We start from the raw sequence: 23,011 nt of genomic DNA, 5'->3' as shown, positions 1-23,011 counted from the left end.
TTTCAGTTCTCGAGCTCTCGAATTTTCAACCAATTGTCGGACCACCCCAGGCCCGACTCCCCTACCGGTGATCTCGCGAAGTTTGAGTTCCAAAACGATCCGCCGCGACGCAAATCCTGTCGCTCTATAGATCATTGCGGCCTTGGTGCGCTGACCCCTGGCAGGACGAATCTCTGAAACAGCACCAGTCGGCTCAAGCCGCCGTCGGGTTGATCACGTTCATGTCGATTTCCGTCAGTTCCACGCGCCGCTCGAAGGCAATGCCCGCCTCGTCGAAGAGATGGCAATCGGCGGCATTGATGCCCGTTGCAACCGGTGCGTCGGCGCGGATACCGACGCTGCCGGGCAGCATGGCGCAGAAATTCTCGCCCTCGCCGTTGAGCGAGGCGTAAGCGACCGTATTGGCGCCAAGCCGTTCGATGACCGTCGGCGTCACGGTAAAGACGATATCGCCGCCATTGAGCTGGATATGTTCCGGGCGGATGCCGAGCGTCAAAGCCTTACCGGCCATGCCGTCGCGCGGGGTCACCGGCAGAACGGCCGTCTGGCCGAGATAATCCACCTCGACGCCGCTGCCGCTGACGCCTTTGCAGGTCACCGGCAGGAAATTCATTTTCGGGTTGCCGATGAAGCCGGCGACGAACTGGTTTGCCGGCTTGTGATAAAGTTCCAGCGGCGCGCCCGTCTGGGAGATGTCGCCGGCGTCGAGCACGACGATACGGTCGGCCATGGTCATCGCTTCGACCTGGTCGTGCGTCACATAGATCATCGTCGCCTTCAACGCCCTGTGCAGCTTGGCAAGCTCGATGCGCATGTCGGAGCGCAGCGCGGCGTCGAGGTTGGACAGCGGCTCGTCGAACAGGAAGATCTTCGGTTCGCGCACGATGGCGCGGCCGATTGCGACGCGCTGGCGCTGGCCGCCGGAAAGCACGCCGGGTTTCTGCTGCAGCCGCTGTTCAAGGTGCAGGATGCGCGCCGCATTTTCCACCCTGGCCTTGAGCTTTGCCTCTTCCATCTTTTCGACGCGAAGCGGGAAGGCGATGTTTTCGAAGACCGTCATGTGCGGGTAGAGCGCGTAGGACTGGAACACCATGGCGATGCCGCGCTTGACCGGCGGCAGGTCGTTGACCCTGACGCCGTCGATGACGATATCGCCAGCCGTCGTCGCGTCGAGACCGGCGATCATCCGCAGCAGGGTGGACTTGCCGCAGCCGGACGGGCCGACGAAGACGACGAACTCGCCGTTCTTCACATCGAGCTGCACGCCCTTCAGAACTTCGTAGTCGCCATAGAATTTCTGAACTTTGTTGAGAAGAAGCTGTCCCAAAAATCTGTCTCCGCCGGCGGCCTGGTCGCATGTTCGATCATGGTAGGGGAGGGGCCGCGGCTGATGCCGCCGCGACCCCAGGAGAGGCTTACTTGAAGGCTTCGATTTCGCCGGCAGCCTTCTTGAGCGCTGCTTCCGGCTCGGCCTTGCCTGTTACCACCGACTGGATCATCTCGATTATCGAGTTCTGGAAGCCCTTATAGTCGGTGAAGAGCGGCTCGGGACCACCGTAGCTGATGCCGTCGATCAAAGGCTTCCAATTGGCATCCTTGGCGACGAACTCGTCGACCTTGGCGGAGGGGCGCAGCGGGGTGAGGCCGGCGCCGCCCTGCAGCTCGTATTCCGGCTGGACATCAGGCGAGGTGATGAACTTGGCGAATTCTATCGCCTTGTCCTCGACTCCAGAACCCTTGAAGATCGCCAGGCTGTCGGTGATCAACAGCGTGCCTGGGCCTTTGGCGTCGGGGCCGAGCGGCAGCGTCGTGATGCCCCAGCTGATCTGCGTCTTCTTCAGACGGTCGGCGGCACCCGAGCCGGCCTGGATCATCGCCACCTTGCCGTCGAGGAAGATGGCGCGGACTTCGTTCTGCTCGTAGGCCGTCGGGCCTTCTTCGGAGTAGGGGACGATGTCCTTATAGGCCTTCAGCGCGGCGAGAATCTGCGGGCTGTCGAGCGTGACCTTGCCATCGGCATCGGTCACCGCGCCGTTGTTGGTGTAAACCCAATGCATGAACTGGTGCATGGTATTGTCGAAGGTCTTGGCGGAGAGACCGAAGCCCGGAATGCCGGTCTTCTCCTTGATGGTCTTGGCCATCTCGATTTCTTCGGCCCAGGTCTTCGGCGGCGTCTCGGGGTCAAGGCCGGCCTGCTTGAAGAGATCCTTGTTCCAGTAAAGCGCCTTGGTGGAGAAGGCGATCGGAACGCCCCACTGGTTACCCTCGAACGTCACCGTGTCGACGATGTGGGGATAATAGGCCTTCTTCTCGTCATCGGTCATCGGCACCGGCACGATAAGATCGTTCTGGGCGAATTCCTTCAGCGTGCGCGAACCGACATAGGCCATGGCGACCGGCGTGCCGGCGGCGGCAAGTGTCGTTGCCTTGTCCTGGCACTGCGCCCAGCCGACCACCTCGGGGGCGATCTTCCAGCCCGCGTTCTTTTCTTCCCACTGCTTGATGTATTTGGTGTGAACCGGGTCGATCGTGTCTCCGCAATAGATCCAGCTGATTTCCTTGTCGGCTGCATGGGCAGTGACCGCGGTCAGTGCGGTCGAACCGAGCAAAGCGAGCGCCATAAGGCCTGTCTTGATTGTTATGCTCACGTCGTGACTCCCGTTTCTTGTGTTAGCTGTTCACTCGTTTTTTGATCTTATTGTTTCACCGCACCGGCGGTCAGCCCGCCGACAAGGTAGCGCTGAAGGAAGAAGATGACGACCATCGCCGGCGCGATGCCGACGAAGGAAGCCGCCATCAGTTCGTTCCAGATGACCTCCTGCTTGCCGAAGTAAGCAAAGAGACCCACCGGCAAGGGCATGTATTCGGTCTTCGAGTTGAAGGTCAGCGCGAAGATGAATTGCTGGGCGTAAGCGCCGATGAAGGTGGTGATGGCGACGACGATGATGCCCGGCATCGCAATCGGCAGGATGACGCGGCGAAGCGTGTAGAAATGGCTGGCGCCATCCATATAGGCCGCCTCGTTGAGCTCCTGGGGGATGCGGATCATATAGGTGCGCAGCAGCCAGATCGCCGACGGGATCAGGAAGGCGACTCCCGGCACGATCATGGCGAGATAGGTGTTGAGCACGCCCATGCTGCGCATCAGCCGGAAGAGCGGGATCAGAAGCACGGCGCCGGAAAACATGTTCACCGTCAGGAAGGCGCCGAGCAGGATCCCCATGCCCTTGAATTCGAACTTGGCGAAGGCATAGGCCGCCGGAATGACGAGGCAGAGCACGACCAGCGTGACGATGATCGAGATGAAGAACGAGTTGAAGATATAGCGTCCGAAGCCGGGAACGCTGACCCACATCGTCCGGTAAGCCTCGAACGAGCCGTTCTCCGGCCAGAAGCGGTAGGGCGAGGAGAAGAGCTGGCTGAGCGGCTTCAGCGACACCATGAAACCTTCGAAGAAAGGCGCCAGCACGAAGAACAGAAACAGCGCGATGCCGCAATAGATCAGGATGATTTCCCACCAGCGGTAACGGTCGATCATGGCTGCATTGCTCATGCGCGCTTCTCCGGGTTGAGGCGGCGGGTGACGCGGAAATAGGCAAAGCAGAAGAGCGACAAGAAGATGCAGATCAACACGGCGCGCGCCGCCCCCTCACCGTATTTCTTCGAACCGATCGCTGTCTGATAGGTATCGATGATCATCGTCGTCGTCTCGCCGCTCGGGCCGCCCTGCGTCAGGATCCAGATGATGTCGAAGGAATTGAAGGTGGCGATCAGCGACAGCATCGACATGGTGATGATCGCCGGCACCATCAGCGGCAGGGTGATGCGGCGGAAGCGATACCAGCGGCCGGCGCCGTCGGTCCAGGCGGCCTCGTAGAGATCCTTCGGAATGGATTGGATCGCCGCCAGGAAATAGATCGTCACCAGCGGCACGCCGATCCACACATCGGTGATGATCGTTGCCCAGAAGGCGGTGCTTCCATAGGCGAGGAAGGCGACCGGACCGTCGACCAGACCGAGGCGCTGCAAAACGCCCGATATCATCCCGAACTGGCCATTATACATCCAGCCCCACATGAAGATGCCGATTGCCATCGGCACGATCCATGGCGGCATGGTCAAGAGCCGGAACAGCGAGCGGCCGGGAACCGCGGCATTCAGCATGCATGCGCCGAAGGTGCCGATCACCATTTTCAGCGCGACCGAGAAGAACGTCCAGATGAAGGTGCGGATGATGACTTCGGCAAACCGCTCGTTGAAGATCTTCTCGTAATTGATCCAGCCCACCCAGTTGGTGGTCTTCCTCAGCGATGCGTCGGTGAAGGAGAGAATGAACGTGTCGACGAGGGGATAGGCGACGATGGCGAGAACATAGAGCACGGCCGGAAGAAGCAGGATGCAGGCGAAGATGAAGGTGCTTCGTTGAACACTCATCCTGCCGCCCCCCTCAAGCCGCTCTTGCGTGAAGGGCTTCGTCGAAGCGGTCCCAGACGGGACGCAGGTCGACGACCGTTTTCTTCATCCTCGCTTCGTCCATCGCCAAGGCGAGGATGCCGGCTTCCAGCGCATTCAGCGTGGAGACGGGAAGTTCGAGCCCGGTGCGCACACTTTCGAGCAGATCGCTCGCCATCTGCTCATCGGCCCCGTAGTGCTGGGAGAGCTCGGTGGCAGCGTATTTGTTTTCGACCACCTTATTGCCGGTCAATTGTTCGTGCACGTCGAGATAGCCACGAACGAAATCGCCTTCGGCCATGCCGCGCGAACCCATGATGGCGAAACGGCGGAATTGGTCGGGCACGTTCAGATTGGTGTGGAAGTTCATGCCGACGCCATTTTCATATTCGACGATCGCCACCTGATAGTCGATGATATCGGCATCGCTGTCGAAGACCTTGTCCGTTCCCATCCAGCCGCTCGGCTTGCGGTGGAAAAGCTCGAGGTCGTTGATGCCCTCGCGCGCCGGGTCGTTGGCCGGAATGAAGCTCTTGCGGCCGCCGAAACTTGCAACGCGCTCGGGCCGCGCGCCGACGACGCCATTATAAAGGTCGAGGTCGTGGCAGCATTTCTCCAGCATGAAGCTGCCGGAATAGCGCTCATAGCGGCGCCAGTCGCGCATGAAGAAGGCGCCGTGATAGGGCTCGATATGTTCGGAGGCCTCGATCGACACGATCTGGCCGAGTGTGCCCTCGGCCTGGATGGCGCGCAGATCCTTATAGAGTGGAGAATAACGCAGCACGAGGCCGACCATCAGTCGCTCATGGCCGAATTTCGCCATCAGATGGGCAAGCTCGATGCTTTCAGCGATCGTCGTAACGATCGGCTTTTCACAGAAGACTTTGAGACCGGCTTGCAGTCCGAGCCTGATATGATCGAGATGCAGGTGATTGGGGGAGCCGATCATCAGCAGATCGAGCTTTTCGGAAGCCAGCAGCTCCTCCGGCGAAGCATAGGCCTTGCCGACCGAGACTCCCTTTTCCGTCAATCCGGGAAGTCCGGCGGGTTCCGGATCCACATAGCCGACAATGTCGAAGCTGCTATCGATCGCTTTGAACACATATCCGAGATAGCCGAGCCGGAATCCTAGCCCGATGATTCCCACTTTCATGCCGATCAAGTTCCCAATTAAGTAATTTATTTTCTTTAAGTTGGGACAAAAATCGAGAGGCGTCAATAGAAAACGGGCCTCAAAGCGCGGGCATGAAATTAATTTTCATAGATCGGTAGGCGGCTGCCGATTGTTGGCTTCAACCGGCCGGACGCGGATTGCCGAATGGAATAGCGCGCACAGCTTGAAGCAGCGGCGGCGAATTCATCGTATTTTGCCCAGGCGGCGATCGTCCCGACAACCACACGCGGGACTCGCGAAATGTTGAAAAGACACGTGAGTTTACGTGTGTAGGATGGCACGAGACCCGAAGGCAAGGAGGAGCCATCATGACCCGCATGACAGCCAAGGATTTCCCTCAGGAACTTCTCGAACTCTACGATTATTACGCGCACGGGAAGATTACCAAGCGCGAATTTCTCGACCGGGCCGGCAAATTTGCGGTCGGCGGGCTGACCGCAGCCGCCATTCTTTCGTCGCTGAGCCCCGACTATGCGCTGGCGACCCAGGTCGAGTTCACCGATCCCGACATCGTGGCCGAATACATCACCTATCCGTCGCCGAAAGGAAATGGAGATGTCCGCGGTTATCTCGTGCGCCCTAAAAACGCCGCCGGCAAAGTAGCGGCCGTGGTGGTCGTTCACGAAAACAGAGGCCTGAACCCCTATATCGAGGATGTGGCGCGACGCGTGGCAAAGGCGGGTTTCATCGCACTGGCGCCTGATGGACTCACTTCGGTCGGAGGTTATCCCGGCAACGACGAAAAGGGGCGTGACCTGCAGCAGAAGGTCGACCCGGAAAAGCTGATGAACGACTTCTTCGCGGCGGTCGAATTTCTGATGAAGAGCGACCTCACCACCGGCAAGGTCGGCATCACCGGCTTCTGCTACGGCGGCGGCGTCGCCAATGCTGCGGCGGTCGCCTATCCCGAACTTGCCGCAGCCGTGCCCTTTTACGGCAGACAGCCGCGCGCCGAGGACGTGCCGAAGATCAAGGCCCCCTTGCTTCTCCATTATGCCGGGCTGGACAAGGGCATCAACGAAGGCTGGCCGGCCTATGAAGCTGCGCTGAAATCCTCGCAAAAAATCTACGAAGCCTATGTCTATCCCGACGTCAATCACGGCTTCCACAACGACACCACGCCGCGCTACGACGAAGCAGCCGCCAAGCTCGCCTGGCAGCGCACGGTCGACTGGTTTACGAAATACCTAGCCTGAGGAGGCAGTGGCTTGAACGATGCTGCGGCGGGGAGCCATTCCCCGCCGCCTGGGGCGGTCCTGCGACAACCCTATGATTTCCGTTCACATCTAGATTGCTCTGCGGTTCGACCCGCGCGGGCTCGCGGACTGGAAGGGACCCCGGCGGGGACACCATGGTATGATCGATCGAAAAGCCCTTCTGTGGTTCTATGGGCAAGCCTATGATCGCGAGAGCCACCGGAGGACGTCACTGGAGCACCCTCGCGAAGAGACGGGCTCATCATGCAGCCATCCTCTATCGATCTCGAAATTGCGGTGATGATCATTCGGGAGAAATGTCATGGTACGCTTGCTTTCCGTCAATGTGGGCCTGCCGCGCGACATCACTTGGCAAGGCAAGATCGTCAACACCGCCATTTGGAAAACGCCGGTCGATGGCCCGCGCATGGTGCGGCGGTTGAACGTGGACGGCGATGGACAAGCCGACCTCGCCGGCCATGGCGGTGAAGGCCGTGCGGTCTTTGTCTATCAGATCGATTCCTACCGGTACTGGCAGGAGCAGTTGCGCCGCGACGACTTTGTCTACGGGCAGTTCGGAGAGAATTTTACCATCGATGGTTTGCCTGACGCAGAAGTCTGCATTGGAGACCGTTATCGGATCGGCGCCGCGCTGTTCGAGGTGACGCAGCCGCGCGTCACTTGCTACCGGCTTGGTATACGCATGGACGAGCCGCAGATGGCCGCGTTGCTGGTCAAACATGGCCGTCCCGGCTTCTATTTGCGTGTGCTCGAAGAAGGAGACGTGCGGGCAGGCGACGAGATCACGAAGGTTGCGTCCGGCCCCGAAGGCATGAGCATTTTTGCGATCAACGCGCTGCTTTACATGCCCGGCCATCCTCGTGACCAGTTGGAGCGCGCGCTGCGCATCCCGGCGCTGAGCGCCGGCTGGCGTGGTTCATTCGAGGCGCTGCTCAAGCAGAGGCGGGAGGAGGGGGCAACGACGGGAAATGCCGGGCTCGCCGCCGCATCCGGCCCGCCGCCGGCATGGCGCGGTTTCCGCCCTATGCGTGTGTCGCGCAAGGTGCGGGAAAGCGGCAACGTGACCTCCCTCCTGCTCGAACCGACGGATGGCCAACCCGTTACCGCGGCACTGCCTGGGCAGTTCGTGGTGCTGCGGTTCGGGCCAGCTTCTGCGCCGGCGATGATGCGTAGCTATTCGCTGTCAGGCGAGCCCAGCGCCAGCCATTATCGCGTCAGCGTCAAGCGGGAGCCCCATGGCCTTGCCGGCTGTTACATCGATGACGAACTGCAGATTGGAGACATCGTGCAGGCAAGCGCCGCACGCGGCAGTTTCACGTTGCGGCCGGGCGCCTCGCCAATAGTTCTCTTGAGTGCGGGTATCGGCGTGACACCGGTGCTGGCGATGCTTCACGTTCTGGCGGCCGAAGCGTCGACCCGGCAAGTCTGGTGGTTATACGCTACCCGCAACGGCCGCGAACATCCGTTTGCCGAGGAGGCGCGCGGGCTGCTCGGGACGCTTGCTCACCATCGCAGCCACATTCGCTACAGTTTGCCCGACCCCGAGGATCGGCCGAAGCTGGATTTCGACGCTTACGGCCGTCTGGATGTGCAGTCGCTAAGAGCACTCGACCTGCCGCGCGATTGTGATGTCTATATCTGCGGGCCCTCGACATTCATGAGCGATCTGACCGTCGGACTGATAGCCCTGGGCATCGCCCCGGATCGCATCCACAGCGAGATGTTCGGCGCCGGTCCGTCGATAACCCCCGGAATGTCTGCTTCGCCGCCTCGTCCACCACATTCACCGGCGGGGTCTCCAGGCTCGGGGCCGCTGGTGTCGTTTGCGCGCACCGGTCTTAATGTGCGCTGGGAGCCGACATTCCAGAGCCTGCTCGAACTGGCGGAGGCCTGCGACGTGCCGGTGCGATGGTCGTGCCGAACCGGCGTCTGTCACACCTGCGAGACCGGGCTTGTAGCAGGGAGCGTCGACTACCGGCCCGACCCGGTCGATGCGCCGGCGGACGGCAACGTGCTGATCTGCTGCTCGAAGCCTAAGGGCGACATCGTGATCGATTTGTAGAGGCAGGATTCTTAGTGGTCTTTCTGGCGGATGCCTGATTGTCCCTACCTTGCAAGCATGGCGATGCGATGCTGCCCAAAGGCGAACGAACATTCGTGGCGGAGGATACGGAAGGCTTCCTCGCCTCTTCATGACGCGCAAAGAGCGCTGCAACAGCTTGAATCGCGGCACAATCCTCAAGTCGCTTCCGATTTAAGCAATTATGCGGTAGCCTGCCCGCTGGCTTTCATCGAGCGAAGGTTTTCGCTCGACGCTGGAGACGGCTTCAGACGACGAAGTATCGACCGTCGGGATTGCAGAATACGTTCTGTCATCGATGATCAGGCCAAAATGCGATGTGCACGGAACAAGGATGCCTGTCATTGGGTTTCGAACCTTAGCGTTCAAAAGGAGGAGCATTCATGCCTACGGTTGCTGCGACACCCATCACCCCACCTGACCAGCACGTCGTCACCGCGCGCGAAGCCATCGAGCCGCTTTATGAGAAGCTCGAGCTCCAAACGGAATCGCTGGTTCTATCCGCGGCACTGGAAGCGGGATGGTCTCCGGATGAGGCAACGAGGGCACTTGCGGCGCTGAGACTGCAGGACGCTCTTTCCACCTTGGACGAACGAACCAGCCGTTAAACTCCGAGAATATCCACTGCCTCCGACAACTCCGACAGGGGTTGCCGTGCTGTTCGACTCGCACAGCTATTGCGAGCCGCCGGCTTTGCGTCGCCGCCGGCTGACCATCATTCCGCCGACGATGAGAACAATTCCGGTGGCGTTCGCCCAGAACGACGTCGGCACGGCGCGCAGATAATCAAACGCCACCCCCGTTACCATCTGGCCGCCAATGATCAGCAGAGCCGCATTGACCGCGCCTATCCGAGCAATCGCCCAGCTGCCTGCCGCCACGAAAACGACGCCGATCGGACCACCCAAAAAGACATACCAAGGCGCCTCGGCGGCTTCAGCTGGAAGCAGGCCTCCGACAACGAGACCAAGGCATGTAAGAACCGCAAAGCCTACGGCGTGATTCCAGAAGGATGCGATCAGCGGCGTTGTGGATATGCTCAACCGCCCATTGAGCTGACGACTGAGGCCGACGAGCACGCCGCCGAGGCAAGCCAGGAGAACGAACACTGTCACGCCGCACCTCGCCCAAACAGGATAATGAGTGCGCCGCCGGTGACGACCAGGCCGAGCGCGGCGATGTCCCGCATGTCCGGGCGCCGCTTGGGCAGTCCGAATAGACCCCAACTGTCGGCCGCCAGGCTGAAGGCGACCTGGCCTGCCAAACCCAAAGCCAAGGTGCCGGAGAGCCCGAGCGGCGAGTTGACCGCGGTCGAGGTCAGAATAACCGTTGCGGCCCCGGATACACCACCGAGATAGGCCCATAAGGGCGCTCTGTCGGTTTTACCCACCATCGGAGCGCGGCGGCGGTTGAGCGCTAAAAGAAGAATGACGGCGGCGACCATGCCTGTGCCGTGAGCGGTCCAAGATGAGAACAGGGGATTGCCGACCCGTGCCAACTCACCGTTGAGATGCACCATGAACGTTAAGAGCCCACCCGTCGCAAAAGCTCCGATGAAGTAGATGGGATGCGAATTACGTGCTGCTTCGATGGTCATTGCAGATCCCGTCAAAGAATCGATTGCGCCGGATATTTTTCAAACTGCCATTACCGAACGCGCGTCTTGCACCTGGCCGGAGCTATCAGCATCGACATGGGAGTGCTAAACGGCGACCTTTGCATATAAGGAAATATCGTGAAAAAATTAGTTCGCCTGCTGCTGACGATCGCTCTTGCTCTCGTCGTTTTTACCGGTTTCCGCTGGTATCGCTATATCTCCAACACCGATAGCCCCTATGACGAAATCGGCATCACCCTCAACAATTCCATGCCCGGTCCGATCAACAGCTGGGGCTGCGCCAAGCTGAAAATCACCTTTGCCGGTTCCCTGCCGCCATATGGCTGCGCTGCCGCCGACGCGACGCAGTGGAAATAACGCACCAAGGCTGCGCCGATGGCCCAGCCTGAATTGCCTCGCGGAGTAGGCCGACCCCGCCGGCTCAGATCGGCCAGACCGCCAGCAGGGCGGGCACACTGACCAGCACGACAATGAGCGAGAGCGGCAGGCCCAATCTCGCATAGTCGCCAAATCGATATCCGCCCGGCCCCATAACCAGCGTATTGCACTGATGCCCGATGGGCGTGAGGAAATCACAGCCGGCACCAATGGCCACCGCCATCAGAAAAGCATCGGGCCGAAAGCCCAGCTTGGCGGCAAAAGTCGCGGCGATCGGCGCCATGACCAGAACAGTTGCTGCGTTGTTCAAAAATGGGGTCACGGCCATGGCCGCAACCAGGATCAGAGCCAGAGCGCCGAACGGCGGGAGCATCTCGGCGATCCGCGACAGGAGGTCCGCGATGATGTCGGTGGTTCCCGTGGTTCTCAGCGAGTCACTGATCGGGATGAGAGCGGCCAGCATGATCAAAATGGGCGCATCAAGATGATGATAGACTTCGCGCAAGGGAATAGATCCGGTGACCACCATCAGAAAGGCGGCGGCAAAAAATGCTGTCGCGACAGGAATGCCGCCGAAGGCTGTCGCCCCCATGGTGGCCAAGAGGATGATGACGGGGATCATGCCGTTGCGGGCGTTGCCGAGCTTCAAATCCCGTACGACCAGCGGCAAACATCCCCATTCGCGTAAAAGATCCGGCAGCTTCTGCAAGTCGCCCTGCAAGACCACGACGTCGCCGTTGCGGATCTTGATCTCGCCCAGACGCTCGGTGAAGCGCCTGTCCCGGCGGCTGACGGCAAGAAGGTTGAGGCCGGTATTGTGGAAGAGAGAGACGTCTTTTGCGCTGACGCCGATCAAACGGGAATGTTCGCCGACGATGGCTTCAACGGAACTGATGTCCTGGCGTGTCTCCGGCTCGTGTTTACGATCGGACAGTTGAAGCCTGGCTTCACTGACGATCTTGTCGAGAGCGCTCTGCTCGCCCTCGATGATAAGACGGTCGCCATCCTTGAGCACTGTGTCGGGAAGCGGCGTTCGTCTTTGGCCGCTGCCACCGATAATTGCGGTCACCATCGCATCGCCGCCGGCGGGCTTCTGCAGCCAGCTGACGGACCGGCCAATCGCCGCCGACGGCGTGACGACCTTGGCCTCGGTCGTGTAGTTTTTGATCGCCACCGCCTCATCCATCGAGGTTTCTGCCCGGGTTCTTTCCGGAAGCAGCTTGTAGAACAGCCCCAGAAAGACAACGCCGGTGACCGCGAGCGCCAGGCCGACGGGCGTATAGTCGAACATCGTGAACGGCTGCCCGGTGATTTCCTCACGCACCCGGGAAACGATGATATTCGGTGATGTGCCGATCTGCGTCATAAGCCCTCCGAGCAGAGAGGCGAAAGACATCGGCATCAGGAACATCGACGGCGATACGCGTGATTTCCGCGCCATTTGCACGGCAACCGGGATCATGATTGCCAGCGCCCCGATATTTTTGACGAAAGCTGACAGGGCGGCGACAATGGCAACCAAAATGATCAGCTGCATCCGCGGCCCGCGTCTTTCGGGAGAAAATCGGCGCAACGCGACATCCATGATCCCCGATCTGGATATCGCCGCACTGACGATGAGCGCGCTGCCAACGATGATAACAATGTCATCGGCAAAACCGGAAAAGGCAGCTTTGGCAGGCACGATGCCGGCAATGATGGCAACGAGCAGCGAACTCACGGCGACGATATCGTATCGATAACGACCCCATACGAAGGCGCCCATCATGAGCGCGATGATGAGAAGGGAAAGCCATTGGTCAACGCGCATGTTTGCATCCCGGTGGTAGCAATTAACGTTTGAGGCATGAGAACGATACGACGCGACGGCGAATTTTTTTCATCGCCTCGCCGCTTCCTGTGGCCGACAATCGGTGGGTACCGGTTTGTTCGGCCCGGTCGGCACGCCTGGCCGTCATTCGAAGTATCGAAGGCCACGTTCGCGATGCGGTGAGGCTTGGAATAGACGCGCGTGTTGCCAATATTCAGCAAGAGCAGGCCACCATGGAACTTCCAGCCGCCAGCCGGCATTCCATGCTCGGATATGCTGTTTGGGGAACGACCATGGCCAGTGACAACCTCTCGACATATCGATCGAAGCGCGACTTTCAAAAGACGACGGAGCCGAGCGGCGATAAGCAGAGCGCGCGCAGCAATCGCCGTCGCTTCATCATCCAGAAACATGATGCCACCCGGCTGCATTACGACCTGCGGCTCGAACTCGACGGCGTCTTCAAATCATGGGCGGTCACCAAGGGCCCATCGCTCGATCCGCACGACAAGCGGCTGGCTGTCGAGGTCGAGGATCACCCGCTCGATTATGGCGATTTCGAAGGCACGATCCCGAAAGGGCAGTATGGCGGCGGCACGGTGATGTTGTGGGACCGCGGCTATTGGGAGCCGGAGGGAAAGAAAAGTCCGGAGCAGGCGCTCGCCAAGGGTGACTTCAAATTCACCCTGGAAGGCGAAAGGCTGCACGGAAGCTTCGTGCTGGTGCGCATGCGTAATGACCGCGATCGCGGCAAGCGAACCAACTGGCTGTTAATCAAGCACCACGACGAATTCTCGGTCGATGAGAATGGCGCAGCGATCCTGGAAGAGAACGACACCTCGGTCGCCTCCGGCCGAGCGATGGATATGATCGCGGCCGGCAAAGGCCGCAAGCCAAAGCCATTCATGATCAAGGGGGGTGATGTTCAAGCGAATGCCGTCTGGGACAGCAATCACGGGCTGGCCGCCGAAGAGCGAAAAGAGGACGCCCGAGCCGACAGGAAGCCCAAGACGGCAGCAAGGGTCGACCTTCCAGACTTCATTGAGCCGCAACTTTGCCAGGCCCTGGAGCGGCCGCCGGCCGGCACCGGCTGGATTCACGAGATCAAGTTTGACGGCTACCGCATCCAGATGCGCACGCTCGAGGGCGAGGTGACGCTGAAGACGAGGAAAGGCCTGGATTGGACCGGCAAATACCCACAGATCGCCGAGGCGGCATCGGTGCTGCCTGATGCCATCATCGACGGCGAGATCTGCGCGCTCGACGACCATGGCGCACCGGATTTCGCAGCCCTACAGGCAGCCATTTCGGAGGGCAGGACCGGCGATCTCGTCTATTTCGCCTTCGATCTTCTTTATGAGGGTGGCGAGGATTTGAGATCTCTGCCTCTCATCGAGCGCAAGGCGCGGCTTCGAAGCTTTCTGTCGGATGCCGGCAGTGATCCCCGCCTGCGTTTCGTCGAACATTTCGAGACCGACGGCGATGCGGTCCTTCGCTCTGCCTGCAAGCTCTCACTGGAAGGCATCGTCTCCAAACAGGGCGATGCACCCTATCAATCGGGCCGCACCGAAAGCTGGGCGAAATCGAAATGCCGCGCCGGCCACGAAGTGGTGATCGGCGCCTATGCCAAGACCAATGGCAAATTCCGATCCCTGCTGGTCGGCGTCTATCGCGGCGACCACTTCGTCTATGTCGGCCGCGTCGGCACGGGCTATGGCGCGAAAAAGGTGGAAACGCTGCTTCCGAAGCTGAAGGCGCTCGAGACGGCAAAATCGCCCTTTACCGGGATCGGCGCGCCGAAAAGGGAGGCCGAGGTCACCTGGTTGAAGCCGGAACTCGTCGCCGAAATCGAATTCGCAGGCTGGACCGCCGACGGTCAGGCCCGCCAGGCCGCCTTCAAGGGTCTGCGCGAGGACAAGCCGGCCAGGGAAGTCACGGCCGAACGGCCGGCGAAGCCCGCACAGACTGAAGTGCCGGAGCCCGCGGTGGCGGCGAAGACCAGACCCATCCGCCGCAAAGGCGCCAAGGCCGAGGTGATGGGCGTACTGATCTCCAATCCCGACAAGTCGCTGTGGCCGGATGCCAATGATGGCAAAGCCGTGACCAAGGAGGATCTGGCCCAATATTATGAAGCCGTCGGCACCTGGATGATCGAGCACATCAAGGGTCGCCCCTGTTCGATCATCCGAACGCCCGACGGGGTTGGCGGCGAGCAGTTTTTCCAGCGCCATGCGATGCCCGGCACCTCGAACCTTCTCGAACTGGTCAAGGTCTTCGGTGACAAAAAGCCCTATCTGCAGATCGACCGGGTCGAGGGTCTGGCTGCCGTCGCGCAGATCGGCGCTGTCGAGCTGCATCCCTGGAATTGCGAACCGCATAAGCCGGAGGTGCCCGGCCGGCTGGTGTTCGACCTCGACCCCGGCCCCGACGTGCCGTTCTCCACAGTCGTTTCCGCCGCCCGCGAAATGTGCGATCGTCTCGACGCGCTGGGTCTGATCAGCTTTTGCAAGACGACCGGCGGCAAGGGCCTGCACGTCGTCACGCCGCTTGCGATCAACAAGCGCAAGCCGCTTTCCTGGGCAGAAGCGAAGAGCTTCGCGCACGACGTCTGCCAGCAGATGGCGCGCGACCATCCGGAACTTTATCTGATCAAGATGACGAAGAGCCTGAGGAACGGCCGCATCTTCCTCGACTATCTCCGCAATGACCGGATGGCGACGGCCGTGGCACCTTTATCGCCCCGTGCGCGCCCGGGCGCAACCGTCTCGATGCCGCTGACCTGGAGCCAGGTCAAATCGGATCTGGACCCCAAACGCTTCACCATCCGCACCGTGCCGGCACTGCTGTCGAAATCGTCAGCCTGGGAGGATTACTGCGACGGCCAGCGCCCGCTGGAGCAGGCAATCAAACGCCTTGGCAAAGTCTCGAACGCGGCCTGAACGCGAATAACAGTCCGCCCGTGGTCAGCTGTCCCTGTCGGAATGAATTTTCTCTGAGGGCCGATATTGCCCTTCGCAAAACCGCTCCAAATTACAGCGGAGTGGATCGTGGACATCAAGCGTTGACAATCCTTTGCCCTCGAGGTCTACTGGCCCACTTATCGGACCAGCAGACCTCAGGGGGAGGGCATGGCGATGGATGTTCGAGCCATGCTCGAAGACGACGTTGCGACGCTTGGTGGAGCGCCGAAGAAGTCGATGAAAGACTTCGTCGTCCAGAAGATTGCGACCTTCATCGCCACCGGCATCCTCAAGACAGGTGACCCGCTTCCGAGCGAACGTGAACTGGCTGCCGCGCTCTCGGTCAGCCGCGAGACCGTCCGCGGGGCGATCCTGATCCTTTCCACGCATGGAATTCTCTCGGTTGCGCAGGGAACGCGCACGGTGGTGGCGTCTGAAGATGTCGGCGAATTGGCTGTTCAGGCGGCGCGCTATCGCGACATTGCGGCCTACAGTCTCGACAATGTTCATGAGGCGCGGCTGCTGATCGAAGCGCAGGTCGTCAGGGCTGCCGCGGTCAGGATGGAACCTTCAACGCTTGATTATCTCCGCCAGTCGATCGCAGCACAGGAAGCCGCCTGTGACGATCCTGTTCGCTTCTTGATCTGTGACCGGGAATTTCACACCGCCATCTATCGCTCCAGCGGCAACGCGGTGCTGGCTGACATGGCCGCCGACCTCTATTCCTACCTTCTCAGCCACCGAAGGCGCGTTGTATCGCAGCCCGGGACGATCGCCACCAGCATCGCCGATCACCGGTTGATCCTCGCCGGTTTGGAGACTGGGGATCCGGACGCCGCATGCGCGGCCTTCGCGCTCCACGAAACCCGCATTTATACGACAACCAAGCTGCTCCTAGCCTAGGCCGCAGGCGAAGAGCAGGAGAGACAGAAGTCGAAGACAGGGGGAATACGATGCATATTCTCATTATCGGGGCGGGAGGCATGATCGGCCGGAAGCTCGCTGCCAGCTTGGCGCGCAGCGGTTTCCTCGGCGCCGATACGATCACCCGCATGACGCTCGCCGATATCGCCCCTCCGCCTGTGCCAGCCGGCGTCGTTGCGTCGGTGGAAGCCCTAGCCGCCGATATTTCCGCAGGCGATGCCGCGGAAGCCCTGGCGGCTCGCCGGGCCGACGTGATCTTTCATCTCGCCGCGATCGTTTCCGGCGAGGCCGAGCGCGATTTCGAACTGGGCTACCGGGTCAATCTCGATGGCACGCGAGCTTTGTTGGAAGCGATCCGTCGTGAAGGAAGCCGGCAAGCCTATGTTCCCCGGTTCGTCTTCTCCTCGTCGATTGCGGTCTATGGCTCGCCGTTTCCCGATCCGATCCCCGACGATTACGTCCAGGCGCCTCTCACCAGCTACGGCGTGCAGAAGGCGATATCGGAGCTGTTGCTCGCCGACTATTCGCGGCGCGGCTTCATCGACGGCGTGGGAATTCGATTGCCGACCATCGTGATCCGGCCGGGTGCCCCGAATGCCGCCGCATCCGGCTTCTTTTCCGGAATTCTGCGGGAACCGCTCGCCGGCCAGCGGGCTGTTCTTCCCGTGGAGGAAACGGTCAAGCACTGGCTGGCAAGCCCACGTTCCGCCGTCAAATTTCTGATCCACGCCGCGACGCTCGACACATCGTCGCTGGGTGCGCGGCGCACGCTGACCATGCCGGGGGTTGCAGCCACCGTTGCCGACCAGATTGCCGCGTTGCGCCGGGTTGCCGGCCCCGAGGCGGTTGAGTTGATCGACCGTCGCCGCGACGAGGTCATTGAAGCGATCGTCGCCGGATGGCCGAAATCCTTTGCGCCTGATCGTGCGACGCAACTGGGTTTCACCGCCGAAACCAGCGTCGACGAGCTGATCGAGGTCTACCTCGCCGAAGACGCTCCGGGTGCGTCGCGAGGAGATTGAGGAGAGGGGCGGGAGCCTCATTATAACGACAAGACGAAGACACAGCATGTAGCGCTCGATTTCTGGGAGGAGTGAGTATGGCAGGCGTTCAATTCGCGGATGTGCGGAAATCATTCGGGGCATTTCCGGTCATCAAAGGCGTCGATATCGACATCGCCGATGGTGAGTTCGTGATCCTGGTCGGCCCGTCGGGTTGTGGTAAATCCACGCTGCTGCGGATGCTGGCGGGACTTGAGAACATTTCCGGCGGCGAGATCAAGATCGGCGGGCGCGTGGTCAACACGCTGCCGCCGAAGGACCGCGACATCGCCATGGTGTTTCAGAACTATGCGCTCTATCCGCATATGACGGTGGAGCAGAACATGGGCTTCTCGCTGATGCTGAACAAGGCGCCGAAGGCCGAGGCCGAGAAGCGGGTGAAATACGCCGCCGGCATCCTCGGTCTCGACAAATTGCTCGACCGTTATCCGCGCCAGCTTTCCGGCGGCCAGCGCCAGCGTGTCGCCATGGGCCGGGCGATCGTGCGCGATCCGGAGGTCTTCCTGTTCGATGAACCGCTGTCCAACCTCGATGCCAAGCTGCGCGTCGCCATGCGCGCCGAAATCAAGGAGCTGCATCAGCGACTGAAAACCACTACCGTCTACGTCACCCACGACCAGATCGAGGCGATGACCATGGCCGACAAGATCGTCGTCATGCATGACGGTGTCGTCGAGCAGATCGGCACGCCGCTCGAGCTTTACGACACGCCGGCCAATCTCTTCGTCGGCGGCTTCATCGGCTCGCCGGCGATGAATATGATCAAGGGCAGGCTCGATCCGGAAAACCCGACGCAATTCAGGGCATCCGACGGCACGACGCTGCCGGTCGCCCATCCGCCGGCCGGCGCCATCGGCCGCGACCTCGTCTACGGACTTCGCCCGGAATACATCTTGCTCGACGCCAATGGCCTGCCCGGCGAAATCGTGGTGATCGAGCCGACCGGCTATGAGACCCATCTCACCCTCAAGCTCGGCGGCAGCGATGTCAGCTGCGTCTTCCGCGAACGCGTCAACGCGCGGCCGGGCGAAATTCTGCGCGTTGCGATCGACGCCGCGCATGTTCATCTCTTCGATGCCGAGAGCGGCCGGAGATTAACCGACTGACGCCGTCCGGCAGCGGCGGGGCGGAGGAGCTCTCGCAGCCAGCAGGTTGGTCGCATCCCCTCTCAGGGATGCAAGGACCGTCGTTCACCAAGCGGGAGGTGAGCGCCGGGGAGTTCGCACCCGCGTTTTGATGAGGAGGAATCTCATGAGGATCAAAAGACGTGACTTTCTTGCCGCCTCGGCTGCCGTCGCCGGCGCCGCCGGCCTCGGCATTCGGCCATCTCTCGCCCAGGCCGAACCGAGCTACACGCCGGAAAGCGGTGCCAGCCTTCGTCTGCTGCGCTGGACACCCTTCGTCAAGGGCGACGAGGAGGCCTGGATCGCCAACACCAAGAAGTTTACCGAAGCGACCGGCGTCGAAGTGCGCATCGACAAGGAAAGCTGGGAGGACATCCGTCCGAAGGCCGCCGTTGCCGCCAATGTCGGCTCCGGCCCCGATCTCATCATGTGCTGGTTCGACGACGCGCATCAGTATCCGGACAAGCTGGTCGATCTCACCGAACTCGGCAATTATCTCGGCAATAAATATGAGGGCTGGTACGACGGTGTGAAGGGTTATGCGACCCGCGGCGACACCTTCATCGCCATGCCGCTGACGGCGATCGGCAACGCCGTCGTCTATCGCGACAGCCACGTCAAGGCCGCCGGTTTCAACGAATTCCCGAACGATACCGCAGGCTTCCTCGAACTCTGCAAGGCCATGAAGGCAAAGGGCACACCGGCCGGCTTCCCGCATGGCAAGGCCGTCGGCGACGGCAACAACTACGCCCACTGGCTGCTGTGGAGCCATAACGGCATGATGGTTGACGAAGGCGGCAAGGTAACGATCAACAGCCCCGAGACGCTGGCTTCGATCAACTATGCCAAGGAGCTCTACGCGACCTTCATTCCGGGCACGGAGAGCTGGCAGGACGTCAACAACAACCGCGCCTTCCTGGCCGGCCAGGTCTCGCTGATCGCCAACGGCGTCTCGGTCTATTACACCGCCAAGAACGACCCGAAGCTCGCCGAGATCGCCAAGGACATCCGCACGACGAACTTCCCGATCGGACCTGTCGGCAAGAGCGTCGAACTTTGCCAGACGAGCTCGCTGCTTCTCTTCAAGCACACCAAATATTCAGAAGCGGCCAAGGCCTACATCAAGTTCATGATGGAAGCCGATCAGATGAATGCCTGGATCCAGGGCTCCAGCGCCTATTGCTGCCAGCCGCTCAAGGCCTTCGCCAAGAACCCGATCTGGACCGCCGATCCGGTGCACGCGCCCTATGCGCGCGCCTCGGAGAAGCTGCGCCCGAACGGCTATGCCGGCCCGCTCGGCTATGCCTCAGCAGCGACCATGGCCGACTATGTTCTGGTCGACATGTATGCCGCCGCCGTCACCGGTCAGATGTCGCCGGAAGATGCGATGAAGGAAGCTGAACGCCGGGCAAACCGCTACTATCGCGTCTGACCCGCGCGTCGGAGCATGATGCCATCATGCTCTGACTATTCCTAAAGCAAGCGGGGTGCCGGCCTTCGGCATGCCGCAGCCTCCTCCGGGAGTTCAAACGCGATCTGGAGATAAGCAATGTCGATGGCAAATTCGAGGGATAGACGTGGGCCGGTCTCTTCGCTCCTGCAGAACAACAATGTGCTCGGCTTCCTGTTCATGCTGCCGGCGGCAGTGTTCCTTGTCTGCTTTCTTACCTACCCGCTGGGGCTCGGCGTCTGGCTCGGCTTCACCGATACCAGGATCGGCCGCGACGGCGTCTTCATCGGGCTGGAAAACTACCAGTTCCTGATGGACGACTCGGTCTTCTGGCTGTCGGTCTTCAACACCATCCTCTATACCTCCGTCGCCTCGGTGCTGAAATTCGCGCTCGGCCTCTGGCTGGCGATGCTGCTCAACCAGCACCTGCCCTACAAATCCTTTTTCCGGGCCATAGTCCTGCTTCCTTGGGTGGTGCCGACGGTGCTGTCGGCGCTGGCCTTCTGGTGGATCTACGATGCGCAGTTCTCGATCATCTCCTGGTCGCTGATGAAGCTGGGGCTGATCAGCGGACCGATCAACTTCCTCGGCGACCCGATCAATGCGCGCATATCCGTCATCGTCGCCAATGTCTGGCGCGGCATTCCCTTCGTGGCGATCTCGCTGCTTGCCGGGCTGCAGACGATCCCAGCCTCGCTGCAGGAGGCAGCCTCCCTCGACGGCGCCACGAGTTGGCAGCGTTTCCGCTATGTGACGCTGCCGATGCTGACGCCGATCATCGCCGTCGTGATGACCTTCTCGGTGCTTTTCACCTTCACCGATTTCCAGCTGATCTACGTGTTGACCAAGGGCGGCCCTGTCAACGCGACGCATCTGATGGCGACACTCTCGTTCCAGCGCGGCATTCCCGGCGGCCAGCTTGGCGAGGGTGCGGCGATCGCGGTTGCAATGGTGCCCTTCCTGCTCGGCGCGATCATGTTCAGCTTCTTCGGCCTGCAACGGCGCAAATGGCAGCAGGGCGGCCAGGATTAAGGCCAAGGTTTAGGAGAGTGACGATGTCGACAAATTCAAACACCGCCGATCAGGTCGTGACCGACAACGCCGAAGGCATGAGCTATCTGAACCGCCTGCCGCGGCGGATCGTGATGCTCTACCTGCCGATGGCCGTCTTCGTCTTCGTCCTGCTCTTCCCGTTCTACTGGATGGCGGTCACCGCGGTGAAACCCAACGACCAGCTGACCGACTACAACAATTACAGCCCGTTCTGGGTGGTGGGACCGACGCTTGCGCACATCAAATACCTGTTCCTCGAGACATCCTATCCGGGCTGGCTGTGGAACACGATGCTGGTGGCGGTCTGCTCCACCTTTCTCTCGCTTGTGGCTTCGGTCTTGGGCGCCTATGCCATCGAGCGCGTCCGCTTCACCGGTTCGCGTTCGGTCGGCCTGGTGATCTTCCTCGCCTATCTCGTGCCGCCCTCGATCCTCTTCATCCCGCTTGCCTTCATCGTCTTCAAGCTCGGGATCTACGACTCCCGGCTGGCGCTGATCTTCACCTATCCGACCTTCCTCATTCCCTTCTGCACCTGGCTGCTGATGGGTTATTTCCGCTCGATCCCGTTCGAGCTGGAGGAAAGCGCGCTCGTGGACGGCGCCAACCGGTGGCAGATTCTCACCAAGATCATCCTGCCGCTCGCCGTGCCGGGGCTGATTTCGGCCGGGATCTTCGCCTTCACACTGTCCTGGAACGAATTCATCTATGCTCTTACGTTCATTCAGTCCTCGGAGAATAAAACTATTCCCGTCGGCGTGCTGACCGAACTGGTGCGCGGCGATGTCTTCGAATGGGGGGCGCTGATGGCGGGAGCCCTGTTCGGCTCACTCCCGGTGGTCATCCTCTACTCGTTCTTCGTGGATTATTACGTGTCCTCGATGACCGGGGCGGTGAAGGAGTGACAGCGGCAAATGGGATGCCGAACCACATTCGGCGGTCTCAATGTCGAGCACTGGGCCTTCTTGCGACACGTGGTATAGTTAAATGTCGGTCATCCATCTGGACGATACGATAAAGGAATTATTCCATGGGAGACCAGAAACGCCCGCTGCAACCTGGAGAAGCCGCGCCCGGGTTTGCACTAGCCACGGCCAACTTCGACGGAACAGTCTCTTTCGCCGACTTGAGCGGTCGCCCGTTCCTGATCGGCTTCTTTCGCGGGCTCCACTGCCCGTTCTGCCGGCGTCAGCTGGAACAGCTTGCCGGCGTAGAGCCGACCCTGCGTGCCGCCGGGGTGGAGACCGTGGCCGTTATCAACACGCCGGTGGAACGTGCCCGCCTGTATTTCCGCCACCGGCCGACGCCGGTAACGCTTCTATGTGACCCGGACTGCCGCACGCATCGGGCCTACGGTGTGCCGCATGCCGGGTTCCTGCCCGATGGGAGTGGCGAGCAGCCCGAATGGCCCTATAGCGCGACGATGGCGCAGTTCCAGGCGGCACGCATCAACCCTACCGGCGAACTGCCGGAACCGCGGCATCCGATGGAAGCCAACACCATACTCAACGCCAAGGACCGCTTCGAGCTTACGGAAGCCGATCATGCGATCTTCGCGAATCACGCTACCCAACTCGTCGGGCACTTCATGGTCAATGCGAACGGCACCGTCGGCTGGGCACGAATCGAGGCGCTCGACGGACCGAACAGCCTCTCCATCTTCCCGACCGCGGCGGAGATCATCGCCGCCGCCGGCAGCCTTGCACGCTGACC

Annotated in this window: 20 protein-coding genes; 12 read left to right on the top strand and 8 right to left on the bottom strand. The window is 60.8% G+C overall.

What is annotated here, in order from left to right; genetic code table 11:
• Window positions 1–193: 193 nt before the first annotated feature.
• The 5 genes from ugpC (J3O30_RS28230) to J3O30_RS28210 form a co-directional block, all read right to left on the bottom strand.
• Window positions 194–1,327, bottom strand: coding sequence for a sn-glycerol-3-phosphate ABC transporter ATP-binding protein UgpC (ugpC, locus tag J3O30_RS28230; RefSeq protein ID WP_207585292.1), 1,134 nt, complete (start codon window positions 1,325–1,327; stop codon window positions 194–196).
• An 88-nt stretch (window positions 1,328–1,415) separates the two neighbouring features.
• Window positions 1,416–2,621: an extracellular solute-binding protein gene (locus J3O30_RS28225; protein WP_207585634.1), complete on the bottom strand. Its 1,206-nt coding sequence runs from the start codon at window positions 2,619–2,621 to the stop codon at window positions 1,416–1,418.
• A 74-nt stretch (window positions 2,622–2,695) separates the two neighbouring features.
• Window positions 2,696–3,553: a carbohydrate ABC transporter permease gene (locus tag J3O30_RS28220; protein WP_207585291.1), complete on the bottom strand. Its 858-nt coding sequence runs from the start codon at window positions 3,551–3,553 to the stop codon at window positions 2,696–2,698.
• On the bottom strand, window positions 3,550–4,434 hold the full coding sequence (locus J3O30_RS28215) for a sugar ABC transporter permease (RefSeq protein ID WP_207585290.1): 885 nt from the start codon (window positions 4,432–4,434) through the stop codon (window positions 3,550–3,552). The genes J3O30_RS28220 and J3O30_RS28215 overlap by 4 nt, the downstream gene beginning before the upstream one ends.
• 13 nt (window positions 4,435–4,447) lie before the next feature.
• Window positions 4,448–5,605, bottom strand: coding sequence for a Gfo/Idh/MocA family oxidoreductase (locus J3O30_RS28210; protein WP_207585289.1), 1,158 nt, complete (start codon window positions 5,603–5,605; stop codon window positions 4,448–4,450).
• 329 nt (window positions 5,606–5,934) lie between these two features.
• On the opposite strand from J3O30_RS28210, the gene yghX reads away from it, so the two are divergent.
• The 3 genes from yghX (at window position 5,935) to J3O30_RS28195 (ending at window position 9,531) form a co-directional block, all read left to right on the top strand.
• Complete coding sequence (yghX, locus tag J3O30_RS28205; protein ID WP_207585288.1) at window positions 5,935–6,822, top strand: YghX family hydrolase; 888 nt, start codon at window positions 5,935–5,937, stop codon at window positions 6,820–6,822.
• A gap of 322 nt (window positions 6,823–7,144) precedes the next feature.
• Window positions 7,145–8,905, top strand: coding sequence for an MOSC and FAD-binding oxidoreductase domain-containing protein (locus J3O30_RS28200; protein WP_207585287.1), 1,761 nt, complete (start codon window positions 7,145–7,147; stop codon window positions 8,903–8,905).
• A gap of 401 nt (window positions 8,906–9,306) precedes the next feature.
• Entirely contained in the window at window positions 9,307–9,531 is a 225-nt protein-coding gene (locus J3O30_RS28195) for a hypothetical protein (protein WP_207585286.1), read from the top strand.
• A 66-nt stretch (window positions 9,532–9,597) separates the two neighbouring features.
• Here J3O30_RS28195 and J3O30_RS28190 read toward each other — a convergent pair whose 3' ends face one another.
• Both J3O30_RS28190 and J3O30_RS28185 read right to left on the bottom strand, forming a co-directional pair.
• Window positions 9,598–10,038 carry a DMT family transporter gene (locus J3O30_RS28190; RefSeq protein ID WP_207585285.1) on the bottom strand — a complete coding sequence of 147 codons (441 nt, stop codon included), beginning with the start codon at window positions 10,036–10,038 and terminating at the stop codon, window positions 9,598–9,600.
• Window positions 10,035–10,520 carry a DMT family transporter gene (locus tag J3O30_RS28185; protein WP_207585284.1) on the bottom strand — a complete coding sequence of 162 codons (486 nt, stop codon included), beginning with the start codon at window positions 10,518–10,520 and terminating at the stop codon, window positions 10,035–10,037. The genes J3O30_RS28190 and J3O30_RS28185 overlap by 4 nt, the downstream gene beginning before the upstream one ends.
• 138 nt (window positions 10,521–10,658) lie before the next feature.
• On the opposite strand from J3O30_RS28185, the gene J3O30_RS28180 reads away from it, so the two are divergent.
• Window positions 10,659–10,898, top strand: a complete 240-nt coding sequence (locus tag J3O30_RS28180; RefSeq protein WP_207585283.1) for a hypothetical protein — start codon at window positions 10,659–10,661, stop codon at window positions 10,896–10,898.
• Between the two features lie 64 nt (window positions 10,899–10,962).
• Here the strand turns inward: J3O30_RS28180 and J3O30_RS28175 are convergent, their stop codons facing one another.
• Entirely contained in the window at window positions 10,963–12,729 is a 1,767-nt protein-coding gene (locus J3O30_RS28175) for an SLC13 family permease (RefSeq protein WP_207585282.1), read from the bottom strand.
• A gap of 293 nt (window positions 12,730–13,022) precedes the next feature.
• On the opposite strand from J3O30_RS28175, the gene ligD reads away from it, so the two are divergent.
• The 8 genes from ligD to J3O30_RS28135 all read left to right on the top strand — a co-directional run bounded on the left by ligD (window position 13,023) and on the right by J3O30_RS28135 (window position 23,009).
• Entirely contained in the window at window positions 13,023–15,668 is a 2,646-nt protein-coding gene (gene ligD, locus J3O30_RS28170; RefSeq protein ID WP_207585281.1) for a DNA ligase D, read from the top strand.
• 195 nt (window positions 15,669–15,863) lie between these two features.
• Window positions 15,864–16,592 (top strand): FCD domain-containing protein, encoded by a 729-nt coding sequence (locus J3O30_RS28165; protein ID WP_207585633.1) that lies wholly within the window; start codon window positions 15,864–15,866, stop codon window positions 16,590–16,592.
• Between the two features lie 50 nt (window positions 16,593–16,642).
• A complete protein-coding gene (gene denD, locus J3O30_RS28160; protein ID WP_207585280.1) occupies window positions 16,643–17,635 on the top strand; it encodes a D-erythronate dehydrogenase in 993 nt (330 codons plus the stop codon).
• A 77-nt stretch (window positions 17,636–17,712) separates the two neighbouring features.
• Window positions 17,713–18,780, top strand: coding sequence for a sn-glycerol-3-phosphate ABC transporter ATP-binding protein UgpC (gene ugpC, locus J3O30_RS28155; protein ID WP_207585279.1), 1,068 nt, complete (start codon window positions 17,713–17,715; stop codon window positions 18,778–18,780).
• A gap of 145 nt (window positions 18,781–18,925) precedes the next feature.
• Window positions 18,926–20,230 carry an ABC transporter substrate-binding protein gene (locus J3O30_RS28150; protein ID WP_207585278.1) on the top strand — a complete coding sequence of 435 codons (1,305 nt, stop codon included), beginning with the start codon at window positions 18,926–18,928 and terminating at the stop codon, window positions 20,228–20,230.
• A gap of 117 nt (window positions 20,231–20,347) precedes the next feature.
• Entirely contained in the window at window positions 20,348–21,280 is a 933-nt protein-coding gene (locus J3O30_RS28145; RefSeq protein ID WP_207585277.1) for a sugar ABC transporter permease, read from the top strand.
• A gap of 23 nt (window positions 21,281–21,303) precedes the next feature.
• Window positions 21,304–22,203, top strand: coding sequence for a carbohydrate ABC transporter permease (locus tag J3O30_RS28140; protein ID WP_207585276.1), 900 nt, complete (start codon window positions 21,304–21,306; stop codon window positions 22,201–22,203).
• Window positions 22,204–22,328: 125 nt separating this feature from the next.
• Complete coding sequence (locus J3O30_RS28135) at window positions 22,329–23,009, top strand: redoxin domain-containing protein (RefSeq protein WP_207585275.1); 681 nt, start codon at window positions 22,329–22,331, stop codon at window positions 23,007–23,009.
• The last annotated feature ends 2 nt before the right edge of the window (window positions 23,010–23,011 follow it).

Origin of the sequence: Rhizobium sp. NZLR1, from assembly GCF_017357385.1 — a bacterium.
In the GTDB taxonomy this organism is placed as follows: Bacteria; Pseudomonadota; Alphaproteobacteria; order Rhizobiales; family Rhizobiaceae; genus Rhizobium.
Note: the sequence above shows the minus strand (reverse complement) of the source record. Positions and strands in the feature narration are given on the sequence as shown.

Excerpts from the sequence above, each read along its gene's own strand:
- J3O30_RS28225 (WP_207585634.1), bottom strand. The coding sequence starts at position 2,621 with ATGGCGCTCGCTTTGCTCGGTTCGACCGCACTGACCGCGGTCACTGCC.
- J3O30_RS28220 (WP_207585291.1), bottom strand. The coding sequence starts at position 3,553 with ATGAGCAATGCAGCCATGATCGACCGTTACCGCTGGTGGGAAATCATC.
- J3O30_RS28215 (WP_207585290.1), bottom strand. The coding sequence starts at position 4,434 with ATGAGTGTTCAACGAAGCACCTTCATCTTCGCCTGCATCCTGCTTCTT.
- J3O30_RS28210 (WP_207585289.1), bottom strand. The coding sequence starts at position 5,605 with ATGAAAGTGGGAATCATCGGGCTAGGATTCCGGCTCGGCTATCTCGGA.
- yghX (WP_207585288.1), top strand. The coding sequence starts at position 5,935 with ATGACCCGCATGACAGCCAAGGATTTCCCTCAGGAACTTCTCGAACTC.
- J3O30_RS28200 (WP_207585287.1), top strand. The coding sequence starts at position 7,145 with ATGGTACGCTTGCTTTCCGTCAATGTGGGCCTGCCGCGCGACATCACT.
- J3O30_RS28195 (WP_207585286.1), top strand. The coding sequence starts at position 9,307 with ATGCCTACGGTTGCTGCGACACCCATCACCCCACCTGACCAGCACGTC.
- J3O30_RS28185 (WP_207585284.1), bottom strand. The coding sequence starts at position 10,520 with ATGACCATCGAAGCAGCACGTAATTCGCATCCCATCTACTTCATCGGA.
- J3O30_RS28175 (WP_207585282.1), bottom strand. The coding sequence starts at position 12,729 with ATGCGCGTTGACCAATGGCTTTCCCTTCTCATCATCGCGCTCATGATG.
- ligD (WP_207585281.1), top strand. The coding sequence starts at position 13,023 with ATGGCCAGTGACAACCTCTCGACATATCGATCGAAGCGCGACTTTCAA.
- J3O30_RS28165 (WP_207585633.1), top strand. The coding sequence starts at position 15,864 with ATGGATGTTCGAGCCATGCTCGAAGACGACGTTGCGACGCTTGGTGGA.
- denD (WP_207585280.1), top strand. The coding sequence starts at position 16,643 with ATGCATATTCTCATTATCGGGGCGGGAGGCATGATCGGCCGGAAGCTC.
- ugpC (WP_207585279.1), top strand. The coding sequence starts at position 17,713 with ATGGCAGGCGTTCAATTCGCGGATGTGCGGAAATCATTCGGGGCATTT.
- J3O30_RS28150 (WP_207585278.1), top strand. The coding sequence starts at position 18,926 with ATGAGGATCAAAAGACGTGACTTTCTTGCCGCCTCGGCTGCCGTCGCC.
- J3O30_RS28145 (WP_207585277.1), top strand. The coding sequence starts at position 20,348 with ATGTCGATGGCAAATTCGAGGGATAGACGTGGGCCGGTCTCTTCGCTC.
- J3O30_RS28140 (WP_207585276.1), top strand. The coding sequence starts at position 21,304 with ATGTCGACAAATTCAAACACCGCCGATCAGGTCGTGACCGACAACGCC.
- J3O30_RS28135 (WP_207585275.1), top strand. The coding sequence starts at position 22,329 with ATGGGAGACCAGAAACGCCCGCTGCAACCTGGAGAAGCCGCGCCCGGG.